This is a genomic window from Streptomyces lincolnensis, assembly GCF_021173675.1.
In the GTDB taxonomy this organism is placed as follows: domain Bacteria; phylum Actinomycetota; class Actinomycetes; order Streptomycetales; family Streptomycetaceae; genus Streptomyces; species Streptomyces lincolnensis_B.
Genome location: NZ_JAIHON010000009.1, coordinates 158,650 through 180,602, shown reverse-complemented (window position 1 = coordinate 180,602; position 21,953 = coordinate 158,650). Strand labels below are relative to the sequence as shown.

Below are 21,953 nucleotides of genomic sequence, written 5' to 3'. Positions count from 1 at the left end.
ACGCAGCAGTGACGGTTCAGCAGGCAGTGGGTCCGGACCCGTACTTCCCGGCCAACGGCGACCCCCGTTACCGGGTCCATCGCTACGAGCTGGCGCTGGACTACCGTCCGGGCCCCAACCGGCTGGCGGGGACGGGCCGGATCAACGCCATCGCGGGACGGTCGCCGCTCGCCGAGTTCGTGCTGAACCTCGCCGACTTCAAGGTCGGCCGGGTGCGGGTGGACGGCCGGCAGGCGCACTACACGCACCGGGGCGGACGGCTGCGGGTGCGTCCGGCCAAGCCGCTGCGGGCCGGGGCCGCGTTCACCGTCGAGGTGCACTGGTCGGGCAATCCCAAACCGGTCAACAGCCCCTGGGGCGGGCTGGGTTGGGAGGAGCTGGAGGACGGAGCGCTGGTGGCGAGCCAGCCCGTCGGAGCGCCGTCCTGGTACCCGTGCAACGACCGGCCCGCCGACAAGGCCTCGTACCAGATCTCCATCACCACGCCGTCGGCGTACGCGGTGGTGGCGGGCGGGCGCCTGCTGACCCGGACGACGAAGGCCTCCACGACGACCTGGGTGTACGAGCAGTCGGCGCCGACGTCCAGCTATCTGGTGGGGCTGGCGATCGGCAAGTACCAGACGGTGGTGCTGGCCGACCCGGGCCTCGGCGGGGTGCCGCAGCACGGGCACATCCCGGCGCAGCTGCTGCCGGAGTTCTCCCGGGACTTCGCGCGGCAGCCGCAGATGATGCATGTCTTCCAACAGCTCTTCGGGCCCTACCCGTTCGCCGAGTACGCGGTAGTGGTGACCGAGGAGGAGCTCGATGTCCCCGTCGAGGCCCAGGGGTTGTCGCTGTTCGGCGCCAACCACGTGGACGGGGCCCGGGGTTCGGAGCGGCTGGTCGCGCACGAGCTGGCCCACCAGTGGTTCGGCAACAGCGTGTCCATCGCGGACTGGCGGCACATCTGGCTGAACGAGGGGTTCGCGAAGTACGCGGAGTGGCTGTGGTCGGAGCGCTCGGGTGGCCGCAGCGCACAGCAACTGGCCGCCGCCGCGCACCGGTTGCTGTCCTCGCTCCCCCAGGACCTGCGGCTGGCCGACCCCGGGCGCAAGTCGATGTTCGACGACCGGCTCTACGAGCGCGGCGGACTGACCCTGCACGCGGTGCGGTGCGCGATGGGCGACGAGGACTTCTTCCGGATGCTGCGCGGCTGGGCCGGGCTGCACCGGGGCGGGGCGGTGAGCACGACGACGTTCACCGCGCATGTGAACCGGTTCGCCTCCGAGCCGCTGGACGAGGTGTTCGAGGCGTGGGTGTACGGCGCGGCGCTGCCGCCCCTGCCCTCGGCCGACACGCGGATGGCCGGGTAGGGGCGGCGGGGCCGCGGATGTGAGCCGGGCGCTCAGGAGTTGGGCACTCTGAGCTTCTCCCAGCTGACCCGGCCCGGGATGCCGTCGGCGTCCTTTCCCTTGAAGTGGAGCTTCTGCTGCCAGGCCTGGTAGGAGAGGCGGTCGGCCTCGGTCCACTCGGGGCCGGGGCCCTCCTCGTAGCGGCCGCAGCCCTCGGCGACCAGGCGGCGGCCCATGGCCGTGATGACCGGGGACTTCTGCCCGACGTGGAAGAAGCCGCTGCCGGGGAACGGCTCGTACGACGGCTTCGGCGGTGTGGGTTTCGGGGCCTGTGCCTTGCCGCCCAGCAGATCGGTCGTGCGGCTCGGCATGCTGTCCCTAGCGTTGGCACATGGATCTTCAGAGCCGCTCTGGGTACCCGACAACCTTGCCTTGGCTTTCCCGGTCTGGATCGATGCCCTCGATGCCTGGGGGGCATGGCCAACATGTCACGACTTTGAGGTCGCTACTCGAACTCATTCGAGATCACTGTCATTTGGCGGACGAGATTCCCTGGCCGACCGACAGAACAACCACAGTCCGCGACGCCATGCACAGACTGGGTGCCTGCGGTCTTGCAAAGCGGGTCGACCGCAAGACCGTTCAACTGACAGACGCAGCTCAACTATGGCTGGAGAAGAACGACGACGAGCTGCTTATGGCGACGCTACATGCGCATGTCCGATTTGTTGGCGAAATCCTCAGCGTTTTGAAAGATGGCGACCTCAGCCATGACGAACTAAGGAGTCTCGCCAATGAGCGCTTCGGACTGGGATGGTCATCTCTCGATCAGCTGCGCCGCAGAACCAACTGGCTTCGGTGCGCGGCGCTCATCGAGCTCAGATTCGACAAAAAGCTAACTCTCACTCAGGCGGGTCGCGACTTCCTCCCCTCCATAGAGGTGGCTGACGCTTCCAAACTTCCACATTCCCAACAGGCCGATCAAACCCGAGTGGTTGACGTTTCCAAAGCATCTGAAACCACTCAATCCCTACTCAACGATCTTGACGAACTCCGCCTCAAAGCCCGGAAGTCAACGATTGGATTTATCCCTAAGGGAACCAATGGTGATGCCATCGCAAGTCTTCAGGCGCTAGTTAGCTGCACAATCCCCAGCGTCTCACGCAAGGATTTCTATAATTTCTGCCAGACAGAATTCGGCAGCAAGGAATCTTCCACTTCGGCAACTATCTCCATGTTGCGTGGCACCGGCTTGGTCGAACAGATCGGACTGGACACCTTCGCCGCGACCGCGGGATGCCACGCGAGGACGTGGCCGGCATCAGAACTCGATTGCAGATCCTCCGCGGATGCGGATTGATCGAAGAAATCTCGTGTGCTCGATTCAGGATCACACCTCTGGGCGAAGCCTTCAAGGAGACAATCCCACTCCTGCCACCTGAAGTCGGTCGTAGTATCGAATTCCCAGCTGTACAGAACGAATCCCGGGCATTGCCAAAAGAAGAATCCCTAGCACTGGAGCTGCTTTCCGCTTCAAAGGATTCCGCCAACCCGATCCGGTTCAGAACTCGATCGCAGCAGCCTTCGAGTACCTCGGACTTGACGCAAGGCGAGACGGTAGCCCGGGAAACACCGACGTCATTATCACTGTACCTTTTGGGCAAACCAAGATGAAGCTGATCATCGTCGACGCCAAGAGCTCAGCTTCGGGCCTCATTCGAGAGCAACAGGTGGACTTCGACACGCTGCGTGAACACAAAAAGAAGCATGAAGCCGATCAAGTCGCCATCGTCGGACCTTCCTTCACCGAGAATCGAATCAAAAAACGTGCAGCGGAACATGGTGTTGCGCTCATCAGCGCGGAATTTCTGGCTGATGTTCTTCGGCGTCAATCAGACACTCCTCTGGCCCCTCATGACCTGGTCGGGCTGTTCGATACGAGGAGAGATGGAGTCGAAGCCGGACCCTCAGGAGATCGAAAAGGTTCTGACTCTGCTGTCGTCTCCATTGATTCTGGCGGTCTCCCAGAAGGGGAAGAACTATTTCTCTTTGGAGTCTGCGAACGTAACAGCACTGCGTCTCGAATCTCTGGCACAAGCACTCCGACAGGTCAGCATGATGCTGGAATAGGCGCGGCAAGCAACCCCGATGAGTGACCGGTCGATGGTGCAGCAGAATAGAGTCCATGTCCCGACGCGCCTCTCGATCCCGGCAGCAGCACGGTCCCGCCCCTGCTCGCAAGCCCTCCTGCCCTTGCGGTCCTGCGGAGACGTACGACGCGTGCTGTGGCCGATTCCATCGGGGTGAGGCGCAGCCGCCGACCGCCGAATCGCTGATGCGTTCGCGCTACAGCGCGTTCGTGAAGCGCGACGAGGCCTATCTGCTGAGGACCTGGCATCCGCGCACCCGCCCGCCACGCGTCGAGTTCGACCCGGGGATGCGCTGGACCGGACTGGAGATCCTCGCCACCGGTGAGGGCACGGCCTTCCATGCCACCGGGACGGTGACGTTCCGCGCGTCCTTCAAGGGCGGTTCACTGCACGAGCGCAGCCGCTTCGAACGGGTCGAGGGGGCATGGGTGTACGTCCACGGGGAGTTCCTGGACTGACCCGGCGGGAGCTCGCCGAACGGTCAGGGCGCCAGGATGTCCAGTTCCTGGAGGGCGCCGACCGTGATCTCGCGGGTGAGCGCCTCCGCGCGCATCGCGTCGCCGCCGCGGACCGCCTCGGCGACCTGGACGTGCAGGGTGACGGCGGCCGGGTCGGGGTCCTCGAACATGACCTCGTGATGGGTGCGGCCGGCGAGGACCTCGGCGACGACGTCGCCGAGGCGGGCGAACATCTCGTTGCCGGAGGCATTGAGGATCACCCGGTGGAAGGCCATGTCGTGGATCAGATAGCCCTCCAGCTGATGGCCGCGCGAGTGGGCGACCATGCCGAGGGCGCACTCGGTGAGCTCGGCGCACTGCTCGGCCGTGGCGTGCTTGGCGGCGAGGCCCGCGGCGACCGGCTCGATCGCGGAGCGCAGCACGGTCAGGGAGCGCAGCTGGCGGGGGCGGTCGGTGCCGGCCAGCCGCCAGCGGATGACCTGGGGGTCGTAGACGTTCCACTCGGCGGTGGGGCGGACCGTCACGCCCACGCGGCGGCGGGACTCGACCAGGTGCATGGACTCCAGGACCCGGACCGCTTCGCGCATCACCGAGCGTGACACCTCGAAACGCTGCGCCAGTTCGTCGGTGCGCAGAACGCTGCCCGGCGGGTACTCGCCCGCGGTGATCGCGGGACCGAGGATCTCCAGTACCTGGCCGTGCAACCCCCGGCCCGATGTGCTCATGCACTCAGCGTACGGGGCACGTCACGGGAAGAAAAAGTCAGACTTATTTATGTCAGGGTCTTGAATTCGTCGTACCTAATGGGTTTCAGTGTGGCCGACGTCAGATGTCGACGTCGGATGTCGAGGAAGACAGCGAGGCAGTGATGCGTACCCCTCACGTCGTCGTGGTGATGGGCGTCGCCGGCACGGGCAAGACCACGATCGGTCCCCTGCTGGCGGACCGGCTGGGCGTCCCGTACGCCGAGGGCGACGACTTCCACCCGCAGGCCAACATCGACAAGATGTCGGCCGGCACCCCGCTTCAGGACGCGGACCGGTGGCCGTGGCTCGACGCCATCGGTGACTGGGCGCACGGGCGGGCCGGGCTGGGCGGAGTGGTCAGCTGCTCGGCACTGAAGCGGTCGTACCGCGACCGGCTCAGGGCCGCCGCTCCCGGGATCACGTTCGTGCACCTCACGGGCGACCGGAAGCTCATCGAGGACCGGATGGCGCACCGCAAGGGCCACTTCATGCCGACGGCCCTGCTGGACTCGCAGTTCGCCACGCTCCAGCCGCTCGGGCCCGACGAGGCCGGGGTCGCCGTGGACGTCTCCGGAACCCCCGAGGAGATCACCGAGCGCGCGACCAGGGCGCTGGACGCCCTTCCCGACGCATCCGCGTAACACCCCCGCGGTAACGCCCCCGCTGTAACGCCCCGTTGTAACGCCACCCCCCACGGCACCTCCCCCTCCCCCATCCCCGTACCTGCAAGGGAACCACCCCCGTGACCAGACTCAGCGTCGAGATGCTGGCAGCGGACGCGCCCGAGCCGATCACCTCGGCCGGCCACGCCCAGCTGGGCATCGCCGTCCTGGCGGGCATCGCCGTCATCGTCCTGCTCATCACCAAGTTCAAGCTCCACGCGTTCCTGTCGCTGACCATCGGGTCGCTGGCGCTGGGCGCGTTCGCCGGGGCCCCGCTCGACAAGGCCATCACCAGCTTCACCACCGGGCTCGGCACCACGGTCGCCGGTGTGGGTGTGCTGATCGCGCTCGGCGCGATCCTCGGCAAGATGCTCGCCGACTCCGGCGGCGCCGACCAGATCGTCGACACGATCCTGGCGCGGGCCAACGGGCGGACGATGCCCTGGGCGATGGTCCTGATCGCCTCCGTGATCGGTCTGCCGCTGTTCTTCGAGGTCGGCGTCGTCCTGCTGATCCCGGTCGTGCTGATGGTCGCCAAGCGCGGCAACTACTCGCTGATGCGGATCGGCATCCCGGCGCTGGCGGGTCTGTCCGTGATGCACGGCCTGGTGCCGCCGCACCCCGGCCCGCTGGTCGCGATCGACGCGGTCAAGGCCGACCTCGGGGTCACGCTGGCCCTCGGCGTCCTCGTGGCGATCCCGACGGTGATCATCGCCGGTCCGCTGTTCTCGCGGTACGCGGCCCGCTGGGTGGATGTGCCCGCCCCGGACCGGATGATCCCCCAGCGCGTCTCGGAGGACCTGGACAAGCGTCCCGGCTTCGGCGCCACGCTGATCACGATCCTGCTCCCGGTCGTCCTGATGCTCGCCAAGGCGCTGGTCGACATCGTCATCGACGACCCCGAGAACACCGTCCAGCGGGTCTTCGACGTCATCGGCTCCCCGCTGATCGCCCTGCTCGCCGCCGTGCTCGTGGGCATCTTCACGCTGCTGCGGCCCGCCGGCTTCGGCCGCGACCGGCTCACCCCGCTGGTCGAGAAGGGCCTCGCCCCGATCGCGGGCATCCTGCTGATCGTCGGAGCGGGCGGCGGCTTCAAGCAGACGCTGATCGACACCGGCGTGGGCCGGATGATCCTGGACATCTCCGAGGACTGGTCGATCCCGGCGCTGCTGCTGGCCTGGCTGATCGCCGTGGCGATCCGCCTCGCGACCGGCTCGGCGACGGTGGCCACGGTCTCCGCGGCCGGACTGGTCGCCCCGCTGGCCGCCGACATGTCCACGACCCACGCGGCCCTGCTGGTCCTGGCCATCGGCGCCGGTTCGCTGTTCTTCAGCCACGTCAACGACGCCGGGTTCTGGATGGTGAAGGAGTACTTCGGCCTCAGCGTCGGCCAGAACATCAAGACCTGGTCCGTGATGGAGACGATCATCTCGGTGGTCGCGGGCGGCATCGTCCTGCTCCTGTCGCTGATCATCTAGGAGTACGAGGATGAGTCACCCTCTGTTCGACATCACCGGCCGGACCGCCCTGGTCACCGGGTCCAGCCGGGGCATCGGCCTCGCGCTGGCCCGGGGCCTGGCCGAGGCGGGCTGCCGGGTCGTCCTCAACGGACGCGACGGCGACCGCCTCACCAAGGCGGCCGCGGACCTGCCCGGCGAGGTCCACACCGCCGTGTTCGACGTGACCGACGGCCCGTCCGTGGCCGCCGGGATCGCGGACGTCGAGGAACGCGTCGGCCCGCTCGACATCCTGGTCAACAACGCGGGCATGCAACTGCGCGCCCCGCTCCTGGAGTTCACCGACTCCGACTGGCATCGCGTCCTCGACACCAACCTCACCAGCGCCTTCCTGGTGGGGCGTGAGGCGGCCCGGCGGATGACGGAACGCGGCCACGGCAAGATCGTCAACATCTGCTCGTTGCAGAGCGAGGTGGTCCGGCCCGGCATCGCGCCCTACGCCGCCACCAAGGGCGCGCTGAAGATGCTCACCAAGGGCATGTGCGCCGACTGGGGGCCGTACGGCGTCCAGGTCAACGGCCTCGGGCCCGGCTACATCGAGACCGAGCTGACCCAACCCCTGGTCGAGGACGCGGAGTTCAGCGCCTGGGTGCGCAAGCGCACTCCGGCCGGGCGCTGGGGCCGCACCGAGGACCTGGTGGGCGGGGTGCTGTTCCTGGCCTCCCCGGCCGCGGACTTCATCGGCGGACAGATCCTGTACGTCGACGGCGGCATGACGAGCGTTCTGTGAAGGGGGCCGCGCTGATGCTCGGTTGTGTGATCCACGGTCAGGACGACCTGCGTGTGGAGGAGTTGGCGACTCCGGCGCCCGGTCCCGGTCAGGCCCTGGTCGCCGTCCGCTACGGCGGGGTGTGCGGCTCGGATCTGCACTACTGGCGGCACGGCGGGGTCGGCGACTTCCGCCTCAAGGAGCCGATGCTGCTGGGCCACGAGGTGGTCGGCACGGTCGTCTCCTACGGTGACGGGGCGTCGGGTCCCGTTCCCGGTACGGCCGTCGCGGTGCACCCCGCGACCCCCTGCGGGGTGTGCCCGGAGTGCGCCGACGGGCGCCGGAACGTCTGCCGGGACACGCGCTACCTCGGCAGCGCGGCGCGCTTCCCGCACGTGCAGGGCGGTTTCGCGGCTCAAGTGACCGTACCGGCCGAGCAGTTGCGGCCCCTGCCGCCCGGTCTGGAGCTGCGTCGGGCGGCGCTCGCGGAGCCGCTGTCGGTGGCCCTGCACGCGGTCCGGCGGGCCGGGGACGTGCGGGGACGGCACGTCCTGGTCACCGGGGCCGGGCCGATCGGCTGTCTGGTGGTCGCGGCGGCCAGGGCCGCGGGCGCCGCCCACGTGACGGTGACGGACCTGCTCCCGGCGGCCCTGGCGTACGCCTCGGCCGCGGGCGCCGACACCCTCGTACGGGCGGACGATCCGGCTGATCCCGGGTGGCCGTCCGAAGTCGACATCGCCGTCGAGGCGTCCGGGGTGGCCGCGGGCCTGGACACCTGCCTCCGCCTGGTCCGGCGCGGCGGGGTCCTCGTCCAGCTCGGCATGCTGCCGCCGGGGCCCAGTCCCTTCGCCGGGAACCTGGTGGTGAGCCGGGAGATCGAGCTGCGGGGCGCGTTCCGCTTCGACGGCGAGTTCGACGAGGCGCTGGCGCTGCTCGCGACGGAGCCCGCCTTCGACGAGCTGATCAGCGCGGTGGTCCCGGTCCGGGAGGCCGAGTCGGCGTTCGCGCTGGCGGCGGACCGGAGCCGGTCGTGCAAGGTGCTGCTCGACTTCACGCCCTGACGTCGGCCGAACCTCGCCCCCCTGGCATCGATTCGCCCCAGCTTTCGCAGCCTGGGCGAAGCCGCTTCCCGGACACGGGGGCGCGTCCCATCATGGGAACACTCCGGGGCGCCGCCCGCCGTCATCGGCCTGCGCGGCCGACGTCCCGGGGCCTATGGCTTCGGGGGCGTCATGGCGATTTCACTCGGGATGCGCATATCGGGGCTCCTGCTCGCGGGAGCCCTGGCGATCGGCACGGCCGCGGCGTGCGGTGGGGGCGGTGACGAGTCGGGCGGTGGGTCCGGCGGCGGTGGGACGAGTACCTCGGGCGGGGGTTCCGGCGAGAGTTCCGGCGGGGACGACGAAGGGACCGGCGGCACGGGCGGCTCGGGCTCCGGCGAGGGGACACCGACGTGGCGGCCGGACGACGGTACCGGCGGCGGTGACGGGTCCAACGGGTCGGGTGGCGGCGGGAGTTCGAGCGGGTCGGGCGGATCTGGGGGTTCCGGGTCCGGGGGTTCCGGGTCCGGAGGCTCTGGCGGATCCCAAGGGTCTGGAGGCTCGGGCGGCTCGGAGGGCCCAGGCGGTTCCGGCGGTTCCGGCGGCTCGGGGAACGGTGGGAACTCCGGCGGCGGGGGCGGACGTATCGAAGGACCCTCGTGGTTGCCGCCGGGCCCGAGGTCGCCCAACACCAATGGCACGATCGACCCGGAGACGGCCTACGACCTGCTCGGCACGTCCCCGCAGAGCTGCGCGGACACCGCGGGGAAGATCCCGGCGAACCCGTCGTCCCCCGAGTGGCGGGTGCTGCGCGGGCTGGCCGAGGCCTGTCAGGCCGTACAGGGCGGGAAGGGAAGTTGGGACACGGCCGCGGCCGACTACGCCGCTGCCCAGGGCCGGCTCGGCGACTGCAAGGGACGCGCGGCCCTCGCCGTACTCGGCGACGTCCTGCGTTTCCACCGGCAGCATCCCTCCGCCACCGCGCGACTGACGCCGTCCTCGGCCAACGGGAGTGCCGTCTGCTCGTTCCGGATCGCCTCCGTGGACGTCGGCGAGGACGGCAGGGCCGCGCCGGGCGAGAGGATCAGGATCAAGCTCGACGGCATCTTCTTCGACAAGGCGGAGCTGCCGGGCGGTGCGAGTGTCCTCACCGTCGCGGGGATCGGTGTCGACCTGCCGGACGTGCCGAGCCCGCCGGCCGGGCGACCCGACCAGTGGACCTTCGAGGTACCCGCCCCGGAAGGGGGCGACTACCCGCGCGAGGCCACCGTGCACCTCGACCACAACGGCGGCTCCGCGACGGCGACCGTGGAGAACGCCTTCACCCTCGTCTCCCCCGGTCCGTCGCCGGTCGAGTCCCCGGAGGACTCCCCTTCCACCACCGGCTCCCCGTGAGCGGTAACACCACCCCGCTCGGTCGCCTGCGTACGGCGGCGGCCCGAGCCCGAGGCGCGCTCCGCCGTACACCGCCGCCGCCCGATCCGGACCCGAGACCCACGCCGCCGACGCCCACGCCCGAACCGGCACCCCCGCCTCCGCCTCCGCCTTCGCCCCCACCTCCGCCCGAGCCGGAGCCCTCGCCCGAGCCGGAACCCCCGCCCGCCACCGCCCCCCGATGGCTCGAACTCCTCGGCACCGCGGGCTCGTTCCTCTCCCTCTTCACCGCCGTCCTCTTCTACTTCGGCTGGGCGAGCACGGACGCCGAGACCCGGGCACTGGGCCTGCGGGACACCCTCTTCCGGTTCTCCACGGCCGACTATCTGCTGCGCAGTGTCGACGCGCTGTACCTGCCCGTGCTCGTGGCGGCCGCCGTCTGGATCGGGGCGGCGGCGCTGCACCGGCGGGTGGAGCGGGATCCGGAGCGGGCCGCTCCGGTGTTGCGGGTGCTGCGGCACGCGTGGGTGCTCTCGGTGCTGCTCGCGCCCATGTACTACGTGGCACGCGGCCTCCTCGAACTCCTTCTCCCGCTGGTGATCCTGGCCGGGGCACTGGTCAGCGCCTACGCGCACGCCCGGCCGGGAGGATCCGGCGCGAGGACGCCCCGGCCCCGCGTCGCGCGGATCTGGGCGCCCGCTCTCCTGGTCGCCGTGATCGCGCTGTTCTGGGCCGTGTACGCCTACGCCGGGATCGTCGGCCGGGGGCGCGCGGCGACGACGGCCGCCACGGTCGACGAGGGGTTCCCGGCCGTCGTCGTGTTCAGCGAGCGGGACCTGCTGATCCGGGGCGACGGCAGTTGCTTCGCCGTCGTGGACGCCAAGGGCAGCCCCTATCGCTACCGGTACGCCGGGCTGCGGCTGTTCCATGTCTCCGGTGACCGGCTGTTCCTCGTGGCCCGGGACTGGGCGCCCTGGCAGGGCAGGCTGTACGTGCTGCGGGAACAGGACGAGAGCCTGCGCGTGGAGTACGTCAGCGGCGGTGCGTACCGCGCGACCGAGTGCCCCTGACCTCAGTCAGGTCACGGCCGCCACAGCGGGTGTTCGCGCTCCGCCCACTCCCGGCTCACCGAGCCGGTGCGCAGGCCGCGGCGGGCCTCCGGGTCGGCGAGGGCCATGCCGATGTGGCCGGCGAGGACGATGCCGAGGGTGAGGGCGAGCCAGTCGTGGACGAAGGTGGCGCTGGTGCGCCACTGGATGGGGGTGAGGTGGGTGAACCACATCAGCAGGCCGGTGCCGAGCATGACGAGGGTCGCGCCGGCGATCCAGGCGGCGTAGATCTTCTGCCCGGCGTTGAACTTGGCGGCCGGCCGGGCCGCGCGCCGCTTGTCGCGGCGCAGCGCCGCGCGCAGCCAGACGCGGTCGTGCGGACCGAAGCGGTTCAGGCGGCCGAGGTCGGCGCGGAAGGCGCGGGAGACCAGGCCCGCCAGGACCGGCACCGGAAGGGCGAGGCCGGACCACTCGTGGACGCGGACGACCAGCTCGCGGCGGCCGACGAGTTCGGCGAGCTGGGGGAGGTAGAGGCAGGCCGCCGTCAGCACGCACACGCCCATCAGCGCGGCGGTCGTGCGGTGCACCCACCGCTGGGAGCGGCCGAAGCGGCGGATCCGCGCGGGCGCCGGGGCGTCAACTCGTAGGCTCATCGTCGCGTCCGTTCGACCGGCCGACCCAGGCGTCGACGTCGTAGCCCCGTTCCTCCCAGTAGCCCGGCTCCACGTCCTCGGTGACGGTGATGCCGGAGAGCCACTTGGCGGACTTGTAGAAGTACATGGGCGCCACGTAGAGGCGGACGGGGCCGCCGTGGGAGTGCCCGAGGTCCTTGTCCTGCATGCGCAGGGCGACCAGGACGTCCGCGCGGCGGGCCTGTTCGAGGGTGAGGCTCTCGGTGTAGGCGCCGTCGAAGCAGGTGAAGCGGACGGCGCCCGCATTGCCGCGCACGCCCGCGGCGTCCAGCAGCCGGGACAGCCGTACGCCTTCGAAGGGGGTGTCGGGGACCCGCCAGCCGGTGACGCACTGGACGTCCTTGACCATCCGGGTCTGGGGCATCGCCCGCAGGTCGGCGAGGGTGTACTCGGCGGGGCGCGCGACCAGGCCGTCGACCTTGAGGCGGTAGTTCCCGGCGTTCTTGCGCGGGACGGAGGACGTCACCGAGTAGTAGCGGAAGCCGCCGCCGTTCGGGAGCAGGCCGGTCAGGCCGGTGGGGTCCTTGTCGGCGGCGCCGCCGAGGAAGGACTCCAGACCGCGTTGCAGGGTGGGCGCGGCGATCACGCCGAGCGCGCCCAGGCCGAGGGTGCCGAGGAGGACACGGCGGCCGATGGGCGCGCCCTGCTGCTCCTCGGAGTGTTCGGGGTTCACCTCCTCATTCGAACACCCGTGACCCCGGCGGGGCCAGGAATCGCGGGTGCCCGTCAGACTTCCGTAACCACTTCTTACGGCGTTCCCGGGGTGCTACGGCGTCCGCTCCGCCGCCTTGTCCAGCTGGAACGCCTCGTTGCCGAGCCCGATCCGGGCGTGCGCCCGGGGGTTGCGGGCGCGCAGGACGAGTCCCTGGACCAGGCCCGCCACGAGGGCGAGGCCGATGATGCCGGGCAGCGCCCAGCTCAGCGAGGAGTCCGGGCCCGCGCCGACGAGGACGTCGAAGTCCTTCACCGTGTAGACGGCGATGACCAGCAGGGCGAGGCCCGCGAGGGTCGAGGTGGCCAGCCGCCAGGCCTGCGCGCCGGCCGCTCCGCGCCGGACGAAGAAGGCGACCACGGAGGCGGAGGCCGCCGCCATCAGCAGGATCACGCCGAGGGCGCCGATGTTGCCGAACCAGGTGAACAGGTGCAGGACCGGCTCGGTCGGGTCACCGGCGGGCTTGTCGTCGGCGATCGCGAAGGCGGCCACGACCAGCACGGCCACAGTGGTCTGGAGCAGCGAGCCGGTGCCGGGCGCGCCGCTGGTGCCGGTGGTGCGGCCGAAGGCGGCGGGCAGCAGTCCCTCGCGGCCCATGGCGAAGGCGTAGCGGGCGACGACGTTGTGGAAGCTGAGCAGGGCGGCGAACATGCCGGTCACGAACAGGACGTGCAGGACGTCGGTGAAGGTGCCGCCGAGCCGGGACTCGGTGAGGGAGAACAGCAGTCCCGCGCTCTGCTTCTGCGACTCGCCGACGATCGCGGACGGTCCGGCGGCGACGGTCAGGGCCCAGCTGCTGAGCGCGAAGAAGACGGCCACCCCGCCGACCGCGAGGAACATCACGCGGGGCACCAGGATGTGCGGGCGGCTGGTCTCCTCGGCGTACACGGGTGCCTGCTCGAAGCCGAGGAAGGCGGCGATGCAGAAGCACAGGGCGGTGCCGACGCCGGCGCCGCTGAGGGTGTCCGGGTTGAAGGCGTGCAGCGACAGCCCTTCCTTGGCGGGGTCGGCGACGGCCGCGATGTCGAAGATGACGACGAGGGCCACCTCGATGATCAGCAGAACGCCGAGCACGCGCGCGTTGACGTCGATCTTCAGCCAGCCCAGCGCGCCGACGACCAGAGCGGCCACGATCGACGGGATCCACCAGGCCACCGAGAGATCGGCGTAGGTGGCGAACAGGCCGGAGACCTCGAAGCCGAAGATGCCGTAGATGCCGACCTGGAGGGCGTTGTAGGCGACGAGGGCGACCATGGCGGCGCCCGCTCCGGCGGTGCCGCCGAGGCCGCGGGAGATGTAGGCGTAGAAGGCGCCGGCGTTGTGGACGTGGCGGCTCATCTCGGCGTAGCCGATGCCGAACAGGACGAGGACGACGCCGAGGACGACGAAGAGCAGGGGCTGTCCGACGATGCCCATCACCGCGAATGTGGTGGGCATGACACCCGCGACGACCATGAGGGGGGCGGTCGCCGCGAGCACGGAGAGCAGCAGGCCGCCGGTGCCCAGGCGGTCGGCGCGCAGGGCCCGCTCCTGCCCCTTGAACGTACTGATGCCGTCGGCGGCGGCTCTGCTGGGGCTCGAACTGTCCGTTGTCACAGGGAGACCGTCCTTCTCGGGGGTGAGGGCGTTACGCCGTGCCGAGCGCGCTGTCGCGTGCGGCACGGAAGGCGGGGTACGGATCGCGGTCCGGGTACGACCAGGGCGCCGGGGTGGCGTGCTCGCCGATGCGGTGGAAGAGGGCGGCGGCCTCGGCGCCGCGGCCCTCGCAGACCTTGGCGTGGGCGAGGAAGTTGAGGTCGACGAGGCGGCGCGGGTGGCCCTCGTGCTCCCACTCCAGCCACCAGTCGAAGGCGGCCTTCATCACCTGCCGCGCCCGGCGCCCGACCCAGTGGCCCGAGGCGGTGGGGTCTCCCGGTTCGTGTCCGGCGGCGGCCAGCACGCGGTAGCGCTCGGCGTGCGCGACGACCGGGAGGATCGCCAGCGGGGAGTCGGCGGGCGCCTGTTCGGCGGCCCAGTTCGCGAAGTCGTAGACCTCGTGCAGCGGGTCCGGACCGGCCTCGGCGCGGGTCTCGGCGAGGCGGGCGACGATCAGGTGGTGGGCGTGGTGGTGGTCGGCGTACCGGGCCCGGACCTCGCCGAACAGGCTCAGAAGCTCTTCCTTGGTGGCCCCGGCGTGCTCCAGCATCAGCAGGCCGAGCCAGGGGGTGGGGTCGGCGGGGGCGAGGGCGGCGGCGGTCCGGCAGGCCTCGCGGGCCTGATCCGGCTTGCCCTTGCCCCGCAGGACGCGCCGTACCTCGGCGAGGGCGAGCAGGACGGCGGCGTCGCCCGAGTCGGGCTCGACGCCCAGCCAGTCCTGGGCCCAGGCGGCGCAGTAGGGCTCCTGGGCGAGGACGGTGACGCGATGTCCGCGCCGGTCCCAGTCGTCGCCGGTCTCGGCGAGCAGAGCGCGGGCCGCCTGCCATCGGCCCTGGGCCAACGCGGCGCGTGCGGCGACGAGTTCGGTGTCGTCGAGGGCGGCGTCGAGAGCCTGGGCGGCGGCGCGTCTTCGACTGCGCCCAAGAGGGGGCGGGGGTGGGGACACCGCGGGGACTTCCTCACGCGACGCGGCTCGTCGTCGGTCGGGGCCGGCCTCGTGGCCGGACTGCTGGTCTGGACATGGCCGGGCTACTGGTCGGGACATACGGAGGGGCCGGACGTCATGGTCCGGACTTTTCTGTCGGCCATCGGCTGATCACGCACAGCCAATCCCCCGCCCATGCTTTCCGTCAAGGCCCGATCGGTCGTTACACGCGTCAACTCCCTTGATCCACAAGGCACTTGCCTCCCGTCCGGAGCGACCCCCTCCGGATCCCGGGCCGTCCCTGTGGCGTACGCCATGGCGCCGTGCGCCCGGGCCCCTCACCATGACGGGACGGACACCCCGGGCCCCCGGCCGCTACAGTCGGTCTCCACGCACCCCGAAGCCCGGCCGGATGATCTCGAGGTACGCAGCGTGTCGGTTCTGGTTCTTGTTCTCGCCGTGAGCGCTGCCTGCTGCCTGGGCCTGGGCTTCGTGCTCCAGCAGAACGCGGCCCGGCAGGCGCCCCTGAGCGACTTCCTCTCGCCGCGGCTGCTCCTGGACCTGATGAAGGTCCGGCGCTGGCTCGCCGGCATCGGCCTGATGGCGGTCGGCATGGCCCTCGGCGCGATCGCGCTGGGCCGGGGCGAGATCTCCCTGGTGGAACCCCTCCTCGCCACGAACCTGCTGTTCGCCCTCGCCCTGTCCCGCAAGCAGACCGGGCAGCCGCTGGGCCGCCAGGGCTGGTCGGGCCTGCTGCTGCTCGCGGGCGGGGTGACGGCGTTCATCGTGGCGGGCGAGCCGCGCGGCGGCACCGCGCTCACCGACCCGTTCCGGCACTGGCTGATCATCGGCTCCATGCTCGGCCTCGCCCTGCTGCTCACCACCTACGCCAAGCGCTCCCGGCTGACCTCGGGCCCGGTCCTGCTGGGCGTGGCCGCGGGTCTCGTCTACGGCGTCCAGGACGCCCTGACCCGGGTGAGCGGCCAGCGCTTCGCCGAGGGCGGCCTGCCGGCGCTGCTCACCGGCTGGCAGCCGTACGCCGTGCTGGTGCTCGGCGTCACCGGCCTGATCCTGGTCCAGAGCGCCTTCGAGACCGCGCCCCTGCGGATGTCGCTCCCGGCGCTGACCGCCGCCCAGCCGCTGGCCGGCATCCTCTGCGGCGTCGGCTTCCTCGGCGACCGGCTGCGCACCGACACGGGCGCGCTGGCCTGGGAGGCAGCCGGACTCGCGGGGATCGTCGTCGGCATCGTGCTGCTGGGCATGCACCCGGCGATGCCGCGCGGCGTGCCCCGCCAGGAGCCGGTGCGCGACCTCCAGCCGAGCTGACCGAACCGACGGGGCCGACCGGCTCGGCCGAGGCCGCTGCTTGGATGGACGCATGAGCGCTGCTGACGAGATCCTCGACATCGTCGACGAGCAGGACCGGGTGATCGGCCGGTCCCCGCGTGGCGAGGCCTACACGCGGGGCCTGCGCCACCGCTGCGTCTTCATCCAGGCCAGAGACGGCCGGGGCCGGCTCTTCGTCCACCGCCGCACCCCGACCAAGCTGGTCTTCCCCGACCGGTACGACATGTTCGTCGGCGGGGTCGTGGGCGCCGGCGAGTCCTACGACGACGCCGCCCTGCGCGAGGCCGAGGAGGAGCTGGGGGTGAGCGGACTGCCCCGCCCCGAGTTCCTCTTCAAGTTCCTCTACGACGACGGCGCGGGGCAGACCTGGTGGTCGGCGGTGTACGAGGTCCGCTGCGAGCTCACCGTGAGCCCGCAGGCCGAGGAGGTCGCCTGGCACGCCTTCCTCACCGACGACGAGGTGGAGGCGCGCCTCGGGGACTGGCCGTGGGTGCCGGACGGCCTCGCGGCGTACGAGCGGCTGAAGGCGTACCGTTCCGGCCTGTCCGGCGCCTGAGCGCGGACCGGCAAATGCGCCCCGCGGGAACCGTCCGGATAGGGTCCTGCGCGTGATCGGATTCGCACGGAACGTCCGGCTGTGGTTCGCGCCCCAGGAGATCCGGCAGGAGGGCGACACCCCCGACTACCGCTTCTCGCTGGCCAACGAGCGCACCTTCCTCGCCTGGCTGCGCACCGCGCTCGCGCTGATCGGCGGCGGTTTCGCCGTCGACCAGTTCCTGCCGGACCTGCGCTGGGCCTGGCGCGTCGGGCTCGCGCTCGCGCTGCTCGGGGCGGGCGTGCTGTGTGCGCTCAGGGCGGTCAACCACTGGGTGCGCTGCGAGCGGGCGATGCGCCGGGGCGAGGACCTGCCGGTGTCACGCTTCCCGGCGCTGCTGAGCCTGGCGGTCGCGGTGGTGGCCGTCGCGATGGTCGTGGTGGTCCTCGTCGGGTGGGAGGGATGAACCCCCGGGCCGCCGAGGACCGCGATCCCGGGCTCCAGCCCGAACGGACCCGGCTCGCCTGGCGCCGTACGACACTGGCGAGCACGGTGGCCGCCCTGCTCGCCGTGAAGACCGCGCTGCACGGCGGGGTCTCCCCCGGCCGTGTCGCCGTCTGCGCGGTGAGCGGCGGCCTGTGGCTGGCCTTCCTGCTCGTCGCCCACCACCGCATCCGCACCCTGGCCACCACGCCCCGCCCGCAGGCCCTGGCCCCCCGACACGCGACGGCCGGCGCGCTGCTCACGGTGGCCCTAGCCGTGTGCGCGGTGGCGCTCGTCCTCTGAGCGGTCCCGGCCCTGGGGTCGTGCGGCTGAGCGGTCCCGGCCCCGTGGACGTATGGCTGAGCGGCCCCGGGGGCGCGCGGCCCACCCGCCCCGATGGACGACCTTGAACCGCTCTTGGTGGGCGAGTCTCCCCGTGTCGTCCTACGGTCGGTAGGTGACGGTCTGCCTCCATGGGTCCGGCCCTCAGGGGCACCCGGACGCCACGCAGGCCGTATCGCCGCACACGCCCCGTTCGCGTGGCGGCCGATCCGATCACCCGCACCCCCGAAGGTGAGCACCATGACCACCCTCCACCAGGAACACGCCTCCCACACGCACACCCACGGCCCGGACTGCGGCCACTCCGAGGTGCCGCACGGCGACCACGTGGACTACGCGCACGACGGGCATCTGCACCGCGAGCACAGCGGTCACTGGGACGAGTGCGAGCCCGCCGAACACCTAGCGCACAACGGCCACGACCACCGCCACGGCCAGGACTGCGGTCACGAGAGCGTGCTCCACGGCGACCACGTCGACTACCTCCACGACGGTCACCGGCACGCCGAGCACGAGGGCCACTGGGACGACCACTGACCCCGTCACACCGACCCCGTCACGACCAGGGCAGGACCAGCGTGCCCCAGGCGACGACGGGACCGAGGGCCACGATGCCGCCGGTGTAGCCGATGACCTGGCGGTAGAAGCGGCGGCCGTCCACTCCGCGGGCGTTGCTGAGGACGAGCGCGCCGTTGGTGGAGAAGGGCGAGGTGTCGACGATCGTCGTGGAGACGGCGAGCGCGGCGATCAGTCCGGCGGCGCTGAGGTGGCTGGAGAGCAGCAGCGGTACGGCGATGGGGATGATCGCGGTGAGGATCGCGGTGGAGGAGGCGAAGGCGGAGGTGATGGCCACGGTGAAGCACAGCAGCAGGGCGACGGCGACGGGGGCGCCGAGGTTCGCGGCGTGCTCGGAGATGTTCTCGATGATGCCGGCCTTCTCCAGCATGGCGATGTAGGTCATCATCCCCGCGACCAGCAGCAGGGTCGACCAGCTGACGCCGTCCACGGCCTTCTCCTGCCGCTTCATGTCCACCAGGGCCAGCAGCGCACCGGCCGCGAGGGCCAGGAAACCGATCTCCAGATGGAAGCCGAGGGCGCCGACCACCAGGGCCACCAGGCAGGTGAGGGTGAGCCACTGGCGCCAGTCGGGCCTGCCGGACACGTCGAGGTCCTCGTCCTCGGCCGCTTCCCCGGAATCCTCGGCCAGTGGAGCGGGGCGCTTGGCGAGCAGCACATAGGTGAGTGCGGAGAGCACCAGGTTGATCAGGAAGCTGGCGCTGAACAACGTGACCGCGGAGACGTGCAGGTCGGTCTTGTCGACGAGGCCGAGGACCAGCGCACCGGACACGGCCAGCGGGGAGAACGCCCCCGCGTGTCCGCCGCTGATCACCATCATGCCGACGACCAGCGGGTTGAGCCGGTAGCGGTAGGCGAAGTTCATGCCGATCGGCGCGAGGATCGCGACCGCGGCGGGGGTGAAGGTGCCGAACGCCGTCAGCAGGGCGGCCACCAGGAACAGCACCCAGGGGATGAGCGCGACCTTGCCGCGCACCAGCCGTACGCCGGCGGCGACGAGCCAGTCGATGGTGCCGTTGCGACGGGCCACGGAGAACAGGTAGGTGACCCCGACGATGGTGACGAAGAGTTTCGCCGGGAACCCCTCGAAGATCTCGTCCTCGGTGAGGCCGAGCGAGGCGGTGCCGACCGCGAAGGTGGCGACGAAGGCGAGGATGCCCAGGTTGATCGGCAGCACGGTGCCGACCACGAACATCACCAGCAGCGCGCCTATGGAGATCACTTCAGCAGACATCTTTGTCCTTGGTGCGATGGGGAGGGGCGCGCCCCGAGGGCGCGAGAGTGCCCCGGTGCGGACGGCTGCGTGACCGGCCGACCGAGATGATGTCCGACCCGGTTCAGGCGGCTTGTGCGCGGACTGTTCCCGGGACGTAGATGCGGGCGTCGGCGAGCAGCCGTGCCGCGCGCTGCACGGTGACCCGCCGTGGCAGACCGTCCCGTACGTCGGTGCAGCGGACCGCGACGACGCCGGCGGGTGTGCCCAGACGCAGCCACTCGTCGGTCGGGCCGCCCGTGATCCGACAGACCACGGAGCCCTCGACCAGCCCGGCCGCCGCGACGGCGACGGCGGAGGTCAGGCCGATCGCGGGGTGCGGGGCGTTCATGCTGAGCATCCGCACCGAGATGTCGTGGTCCTCGGCCGCGATCCGCTCGCCGAGGGTGGTGGTGTAGGGCACCGGCGGGCCCACCAGGCCCACCTTCGGCACCGCGTCGCCCGGTTGTCCGCCCGGCTCGATCAGTCCCATGAGCGGTGCGGCGGCATGGCGGACGGTGCGCAGCCAGGGCACGTCCGCGCCGATCCGTTCCAGAGGCTCGGCGCCGCTGCGGCCGGCTTCGAGGGCGTCGATGAGGACGACGGGTGCTCCGGCGTCCACCATGCTCACCCGTACCGGTTCGGCGGCGACCGGGAGATCCTGCGCGGCCTGCCCGGTGGGGAGCAGTGAACCGGTGGTGCCACCGGCCGGATCGCGGAAGGTGAGGCCGACGGCGACCCCGCCGGCCCGGGTGCCGGGCACGGTCTGGCGGCCGAAGTGGTGCACGACGCCGCCGGTGGTGTCCACGAGCCCTTCGAGGACCGCGCCGGTGTTGGTGTTGCGCATCACCACCCGCGTCCGGTCACCGGTGATCGCCACCATGCCCTTCGCGACCACGTACAGGGCGACCCCGGTGGCGCAGTTGCCGCAGTTGCTCGTCCACTCGACCTGGCCCGTGCCGATGCCGACCTGGGCGAAGAGGTAGTCCACGTCCACCCCGGGTTCGGGGGAGGCGCTGACGACCGCCGCCTTCGAGGTGGTGGGGGTCGCCCCGCCCACGCCGTCCAGTTCCACGGGATCGGTGGCGCCGTACGCGGAGACCAGCAGTTTCTCCAGTTCGCCACGGTCGGCGGGGACGTCGACCTGGTTGAACAGCCAGCACTTGCTGGTGCCGCCACGCACCAGGGTCGCGGGAATGTGCACGTCAGAGGTCTTCCTTGATCAATGAGAGGGGGAGAGATTGCGGAGACCTTCGCAGAGGCGTGACTTCGGAACAATCGCAGTTCGCTTCACATGGGTTTAGCTCCGCTAAAGTCACAGGCATGCTGAACACGCGTCGCCTGCTGCTGCTCACCGAGGCCACCGAGCGCGGTTCGCTCACCGCGGCGGCGGAGGCGCTGGGCATGACGACGTCCGCCGCCTCACAGCAGATGTCCCTGCTGGAGCAGGAGGCCGGGCAGCCCCTGATCGAGCGGCTGCCGCGCGGCATCCGCCCCACCCCGGCCGGTGCCGCGCTGGCCGGACGCGGTCGGGTGATCCGCCGTGAACTGCGTGCCGCGCAGGCCGACCTGGACTCCTTCACGGCCCTGGACCAGGGCACGCTCCGGCTCGGTTCCTTCCCCACGGCCAGCGCGTCCCTGCTGCCGCTCGCGCTCACCCGTTTCCGGCGCGGCCACGCAGGGATCCGTATCGAGGTGCGCGCCGGGGTCCTCTCAGAGCTCCGGGAGATGCTCCACACCGGCGAGGTGGAGCAGGGGCTGCTCTGGGACTACGAATGGAACCGCCTCGACGATCCGGCGCTCTCCCTCACCCACCTCCTGGACGACCCCACGGTGCTGGTCGTCCCCGCCGACTCGCCCCTGCGCACCCACCCCGCCGTGCGCCTGGGCGACCTCGCCGACCAGGAGTGGATCATCCGCGCCGACAACCACCCCGTCGCCGACGTCCTGCGCCGAAGCTGCCGCCAGGCGGGATTCGAGCCGCGTATCGCCTACTCCTCGCACGACTACCAGGAGGCACAGGCCATGGTCGCCGCCGGTCTCGGCATCGCCCTCGCCCCCCGCCTGGCCCTCACCAGCCGCCGCAGTGACGTACGCCTGCTGCCCTTCGCCTCGGACGTCCCCGCCCCCACCCGCCGCATCCTCCTCGCCCGCGCCACGGCCCGCCCCGCCACCCCACCCGCCCAGGCGATGGCCCGTGTCCTGCGCACCGTGGCGCAGCGATTCACCGCACCCGGCCTGCACCGGGCACAGCTCGGGGCGGTCCGACGCGGCTGAGGTCGTGGCGGGTGTCACCGGCGGCCTATGGTGGCTCCGATCACGTTCGGCCCCCACTCTGGACGACATACCGACCGGTCGGCATCATTGAGGGGGCAGCTTCACCGCCGTACAACACGCGCACACCCGTGAGGAGCATCG

The 21,953-nt window shown here is 71.0% G+C and carries 23 protein-coding genes and 1 pseudogene; 16 read left to right on the top strand and 8 right to left on the bottom strand.

Translation table 11 applies throughout. From position 1 onward, the window contains the following. The first annotated feature begins 8 nt into the window (after nt 1–8). Nucleotides 9–1,352 (top strand): M1 family metallopeptidase, encoded by a 1,344-nt coding sequence (locus tag K4B79_RS27280; RefSeq protein ID WP_232029581.1) that lies wholly within the window; start codon nt 9–11, stop codon nt 1,350–1,352. A 32-nt stretch (nt 1,353–1,384) separates the two neighbouring features. Here K4B79_RS27280 and K4B79_RS27275 read toward each other — a convergent pair. Next, nucleotides 1,385–1,744, bottom strand: a pseudogene (locus K4B79_RS27275) (peptidoglycan-binding protein); the annotation flags it as partial. 122 nt (nt 1,745–1,866) lie between these two features. On the opposite strand from K4B79_RS27275, the gene K4B79_RS27270 reads away from it, so the two are divergent. The 3 genes from K4B79_RS27270 (at nt 1,867) to K4B79_RS27260 (ending at nt 3,939) form a co-directional block, all read left to right on the top strand. Next, nucleotides 1,867–2,691: a hypothetical protein gene (locus tag K4B79_RS27270; RefSeq protein ID WP_232029580.1), complete on the top strand. Its 825-nt coding sequence runs from the start codon at nt 1,867–1,869 to the stop codon at nt 2,689–2,691. 310 nt (nt 2,692–3,001) lie between these two features. Then, nucleotides 3,002–3,487, top strand: a complete 486-nt coding sequence (locus tag K4B79_RS27265; protein ID WP_232029579.1) for a hypothetical protein — start codon at nt 3,002–3,004, stop codon at nt 3,485–3,487. A gap of 29 nt (nt 3,488–3,516) precedes the next feature. Continuing rightward, the gene (locus tag K4B79_RS27260; RefSeq protein ID WP_232029578.1) at nt 3,517–3,939 is read left to right on the top strand and encodes a YchJ family protein; all 423 of its coding nucleotides are present in this window, start codon (nt 3,517–3,519) and stop codon (nt 3,937–3,939) included. Nucleotides 3,940–3,962: 23 nt separating this feature from the next. On the opposite strand, the gene K4B79_RS27255 is transcribed toward K4B79_RS27260, so the two are convergent. Next, nucleotides 3,963–4,664: a FadR/GntR family transcriptional regulator gene (locus K4B79_RS27255; protein WP_232029577.1), complete on the bottom strand. Its 702-nt coding sequence runs from the start codon at nt 4,662–4,664 to the stop codon at nt 3,963–3,965. Between the two features lie 143 nt (nt 4,665–4,807). Between K4B79_RS27255 and K4B79_RS27250 the strand changes: the two genes are divergently transcribed. From K4B79_RS27250 to K4B79_RS27225, 6 genes are all read left to right on the top strand, one after another. Further along, nucleotides 4,808–5,326 (top strand): gluconokinase, encoded by a 519-nt coding sequence (locus tag K4B79_RS27250; RefSeq protein WP_232029576.1) that lies wholly within the window; start codon nt 4,808–4,810, stop codon nt 5,324–5,326. A 101-nt stretch (nt 5,327–5,427) separates the two neighbouring features. After that, the gene (locus K4B79_RS27245; RefSeq protein WP_232029575.1) at nt 5,428–6,825 is read left to right on the top strand and encodes a GntP family permease; all 1,398 of its coding nucleotides are present in this window, start codon (nt 5,428–5,430) and stop codon (nt 6,823–6,825) included. Between the two features lie 10 nt (nt 6,826–6,835). Further along, the gene (locus K4B79_RS27240; RefSeq protein ID WP_232029574.1) at nt 6,836–7,594 is read left to right on the top strand and encodes an SDR family oxidoreductase; all 759 of its coding nucleotides are present in this window, start codon (nt 6,836–6,838) and stop codon (nt 7,592–7,594) included. Nucleotides 7,595–7,608: 14 nt separating this feature from the next. Continuing rightward, entirely contained in the window at nt 7,609–8,634 is a 1,026-nt protein-coding gene (locus K4B79_RS27235; protein WP_232029886.1) for an L-idonate 5-dehydrogenase, read from the top strand. A 642-nt stretch (nt 8,635–9,276) separates the two neighbouring features. Then, complete coding sequence (locus tag K4B79_RS27230) at nt 9,277–10,008, top strand: hypothetical protein (RefSeq protein ID WP_232029573.1); 732 nt, start codon at nt 9,277–9,279, stop codon at nt 10,006–10,008. After that, the gene (locus tag K4B79_RS27225; RefSeq protein WP_232029572.1) at nt 10,005–11,057 is read left to right on the top strand and encodes a hypothetical protein; all 1,053 of its coding nucleotides are present in this window, start codon (nt 10,005–10,007) and stop codon (nt 11,055–11,057) included. The genes K4B79_RS27230 and K4B79_RS27225 overlap by 4 nt, the downstream gene beginning before the upstream one ends. An 11-nt stretch (nt 11,058–11,068) precedes the next feature. Here K4B79_RS27225 and K4B79_RS27220 read toward each other — a convergent pair whose 3' ends face one another. The 4 genes from K4B79_RS27220 to K4B79_RS27205 all read right to left on the bottom strand — a co-directional run bounded on the left by K4B79_RS27220 (nt 11,069) and on the right by K4B79_RS27205 (nt 15,021). Then, nucleotides 11,069–11,689 (bottom strand): cytochrome b/b6 domain-containing protein, encoded by a 621-nt coding sequence (locus K4B79_RS27220; RefSeq protein WP_232029571.1) that lies wholly within the window; start codon nt 11,687–11,689, stop codon nt 11,069–11,071. After that, nucleotides 11,673–12,401: a molybdopterin-dependent oxidoreductase gene (locus tag K4B79_RS27215; protein WP_232029570.1), complete on the bottom strand. Its 729-nt coding sequence runs from the start codon at nt 12,399–12,401 to the stop codon at nt 11,673–11,675. The genes K4B79_RS27220 and K4B79_RS27215 overlap by 17 nt, the downstream gene beginning before the upstream one ends. Before the next feature lie 93 nt (nt 12,402–12,494). After that, a complete protein-coding gene (locus K4B79_RS27210; protein ID WP_232029569.1) occupies nt 12,495–14,036 on the bottom strand; it encodes an APC family permease in 1,542 nt (513 codons plus the stop codon). A 31-nt stretch (nt 14,037–14,067) separates the two neighbouring features. Next, nucleotides 14,068–15,021, bottom strand: a complete 954-nt coding sequence (locus tag K4B79_RS27205; RefSeq protein ID WP_232029568.1) for a hypothetical protein — start codon at nt 15,019–15,021, stop codon at nt 14,068–14,070. A 411-nt stretch (nt 15,022–15,432) separates the two neighbouring features. On the opposite strand from K4B79_RS27205, the gene K4B79_RS27200 reads away from it, so the two are divergent. The 5 genes from K4B79_RS27200 to K4B79_RS27180 all read left to right on the top strand — a co-directional run bounded on the left by K4B79_RS27200 (nt 15,433) and on the right by K4B79_RS27180 (nt 18,244). Continuing rightward, nucleotides 15,433–16,326 carry a DMT family transporter gene (locus tag K4B79_RS27200; protein ID WP_232029567.1) on the top strand — a complete coding sequence of 298 codons (894 nt, stop codon included), beginning with the start codon at nt 15,433–15,435 and terminating at the stop codon, nt 16,324–16,326. Nucleotides 16,327–16,378: 52 nt separating this feature from the next. Next, on the top strand, nt 16,379–16,903 hold the full coding sequence (locus K4B79_RS27195; RefSeq protein ID WP_232029566.1) for an NUDIX hydrolase: 525 nt from the start codon (nt 16,379–16,381) through the stop codon (nt 16,901–16,903). Between the two features lie 52 nt (nt 16,904–16,955). Beyond that, complete coding sequence (locus K4B79_RS27190) at nt 16,956–17,348, top strand: YidH family protein (RefSeq protein WP_232029565.1); 393 nt, start codon at nt 16,956–16,958, stop codon at nt 17,346–17,348. Continuing rightward, on the top strand, nt 17,345–17,668 hold the full coding sequence (locus tag K4B79_RS27185) for a DUF202 domain-containing protein (protein ID WP_232029564.1): 324 nt from the start codon (nt 17,345–17,347) through the stop codon (nt 17,666–17,668). Before K4B79_RS27190 ends, K4B79_RS27185 begins: the two co-directional genes overlap by 4 nt. A gap of 279 nt (nt 17,669–17,947) precedes the next feature. Beyond that, nucleotides 17,948–18,244, top strand: a complete 297-nt coding sequence (locus K4B79_RS27180) for a hypothetical protein (RefSeq protein ID WP_232029563.1) — start codon at nt 17,948–17,950, stop codon at nt 18,242–18,244. Nucleotides 18,245–18,263: 19 nt separating this feature from the next. On the opposite strand, the gene K4B79_RS27175 is transcribed toward K4B79_RS27180, so the two are convergent. Both K4B79_RS27175 and K4B79_RS27170 read right to left on the bottom strand, forming a co-directional pair. Beyond that, nucleotides 18,264–19,517 (bottom strand): SLC13 family permease, encoded by a 1,254-nt coding sequence (locus K4B79_RS27175; protein WP_232029562.1) that lies wholly within the window; start codon nt 19,515–19,517, stop codon nt 18,264–18,266. A 103-nt stretch (nt 19,518–19,620) separates the two neighbouring features. Then, nucleotides 19,621–20,739 carry a PrpF domain-containing protein gene (locus tag K4B79_RS27170; protein ID WP_232029561.1) on the bottom strand — a complete coding sequence of 373 codons (1,119 nt, stop codon included), beginning with the start codon at nt 20,737–20,739 and terminating at the stop codon, nt 19,621–19,623. Between the two features lie 119 nt (nt 20,740–20,858). Here K4B79_RS27170 and K4B79_RS27165 point away from each other — a divergent pair, with 119 nt between their 5' ends. Beyond that, nucleotides 20,859–21,812, top strand: a complete 954-nt coding sequence (locus K4B79_RS27165; protein ID WP_232029560.1) for a LysR family transcriptional regulator — start codon at nt 20,859–20,861, stop codon at nt 21,810–21,812. The last annotated feature ends 141 nt before the right edge of the window (nt 21,813–21,953 follow it).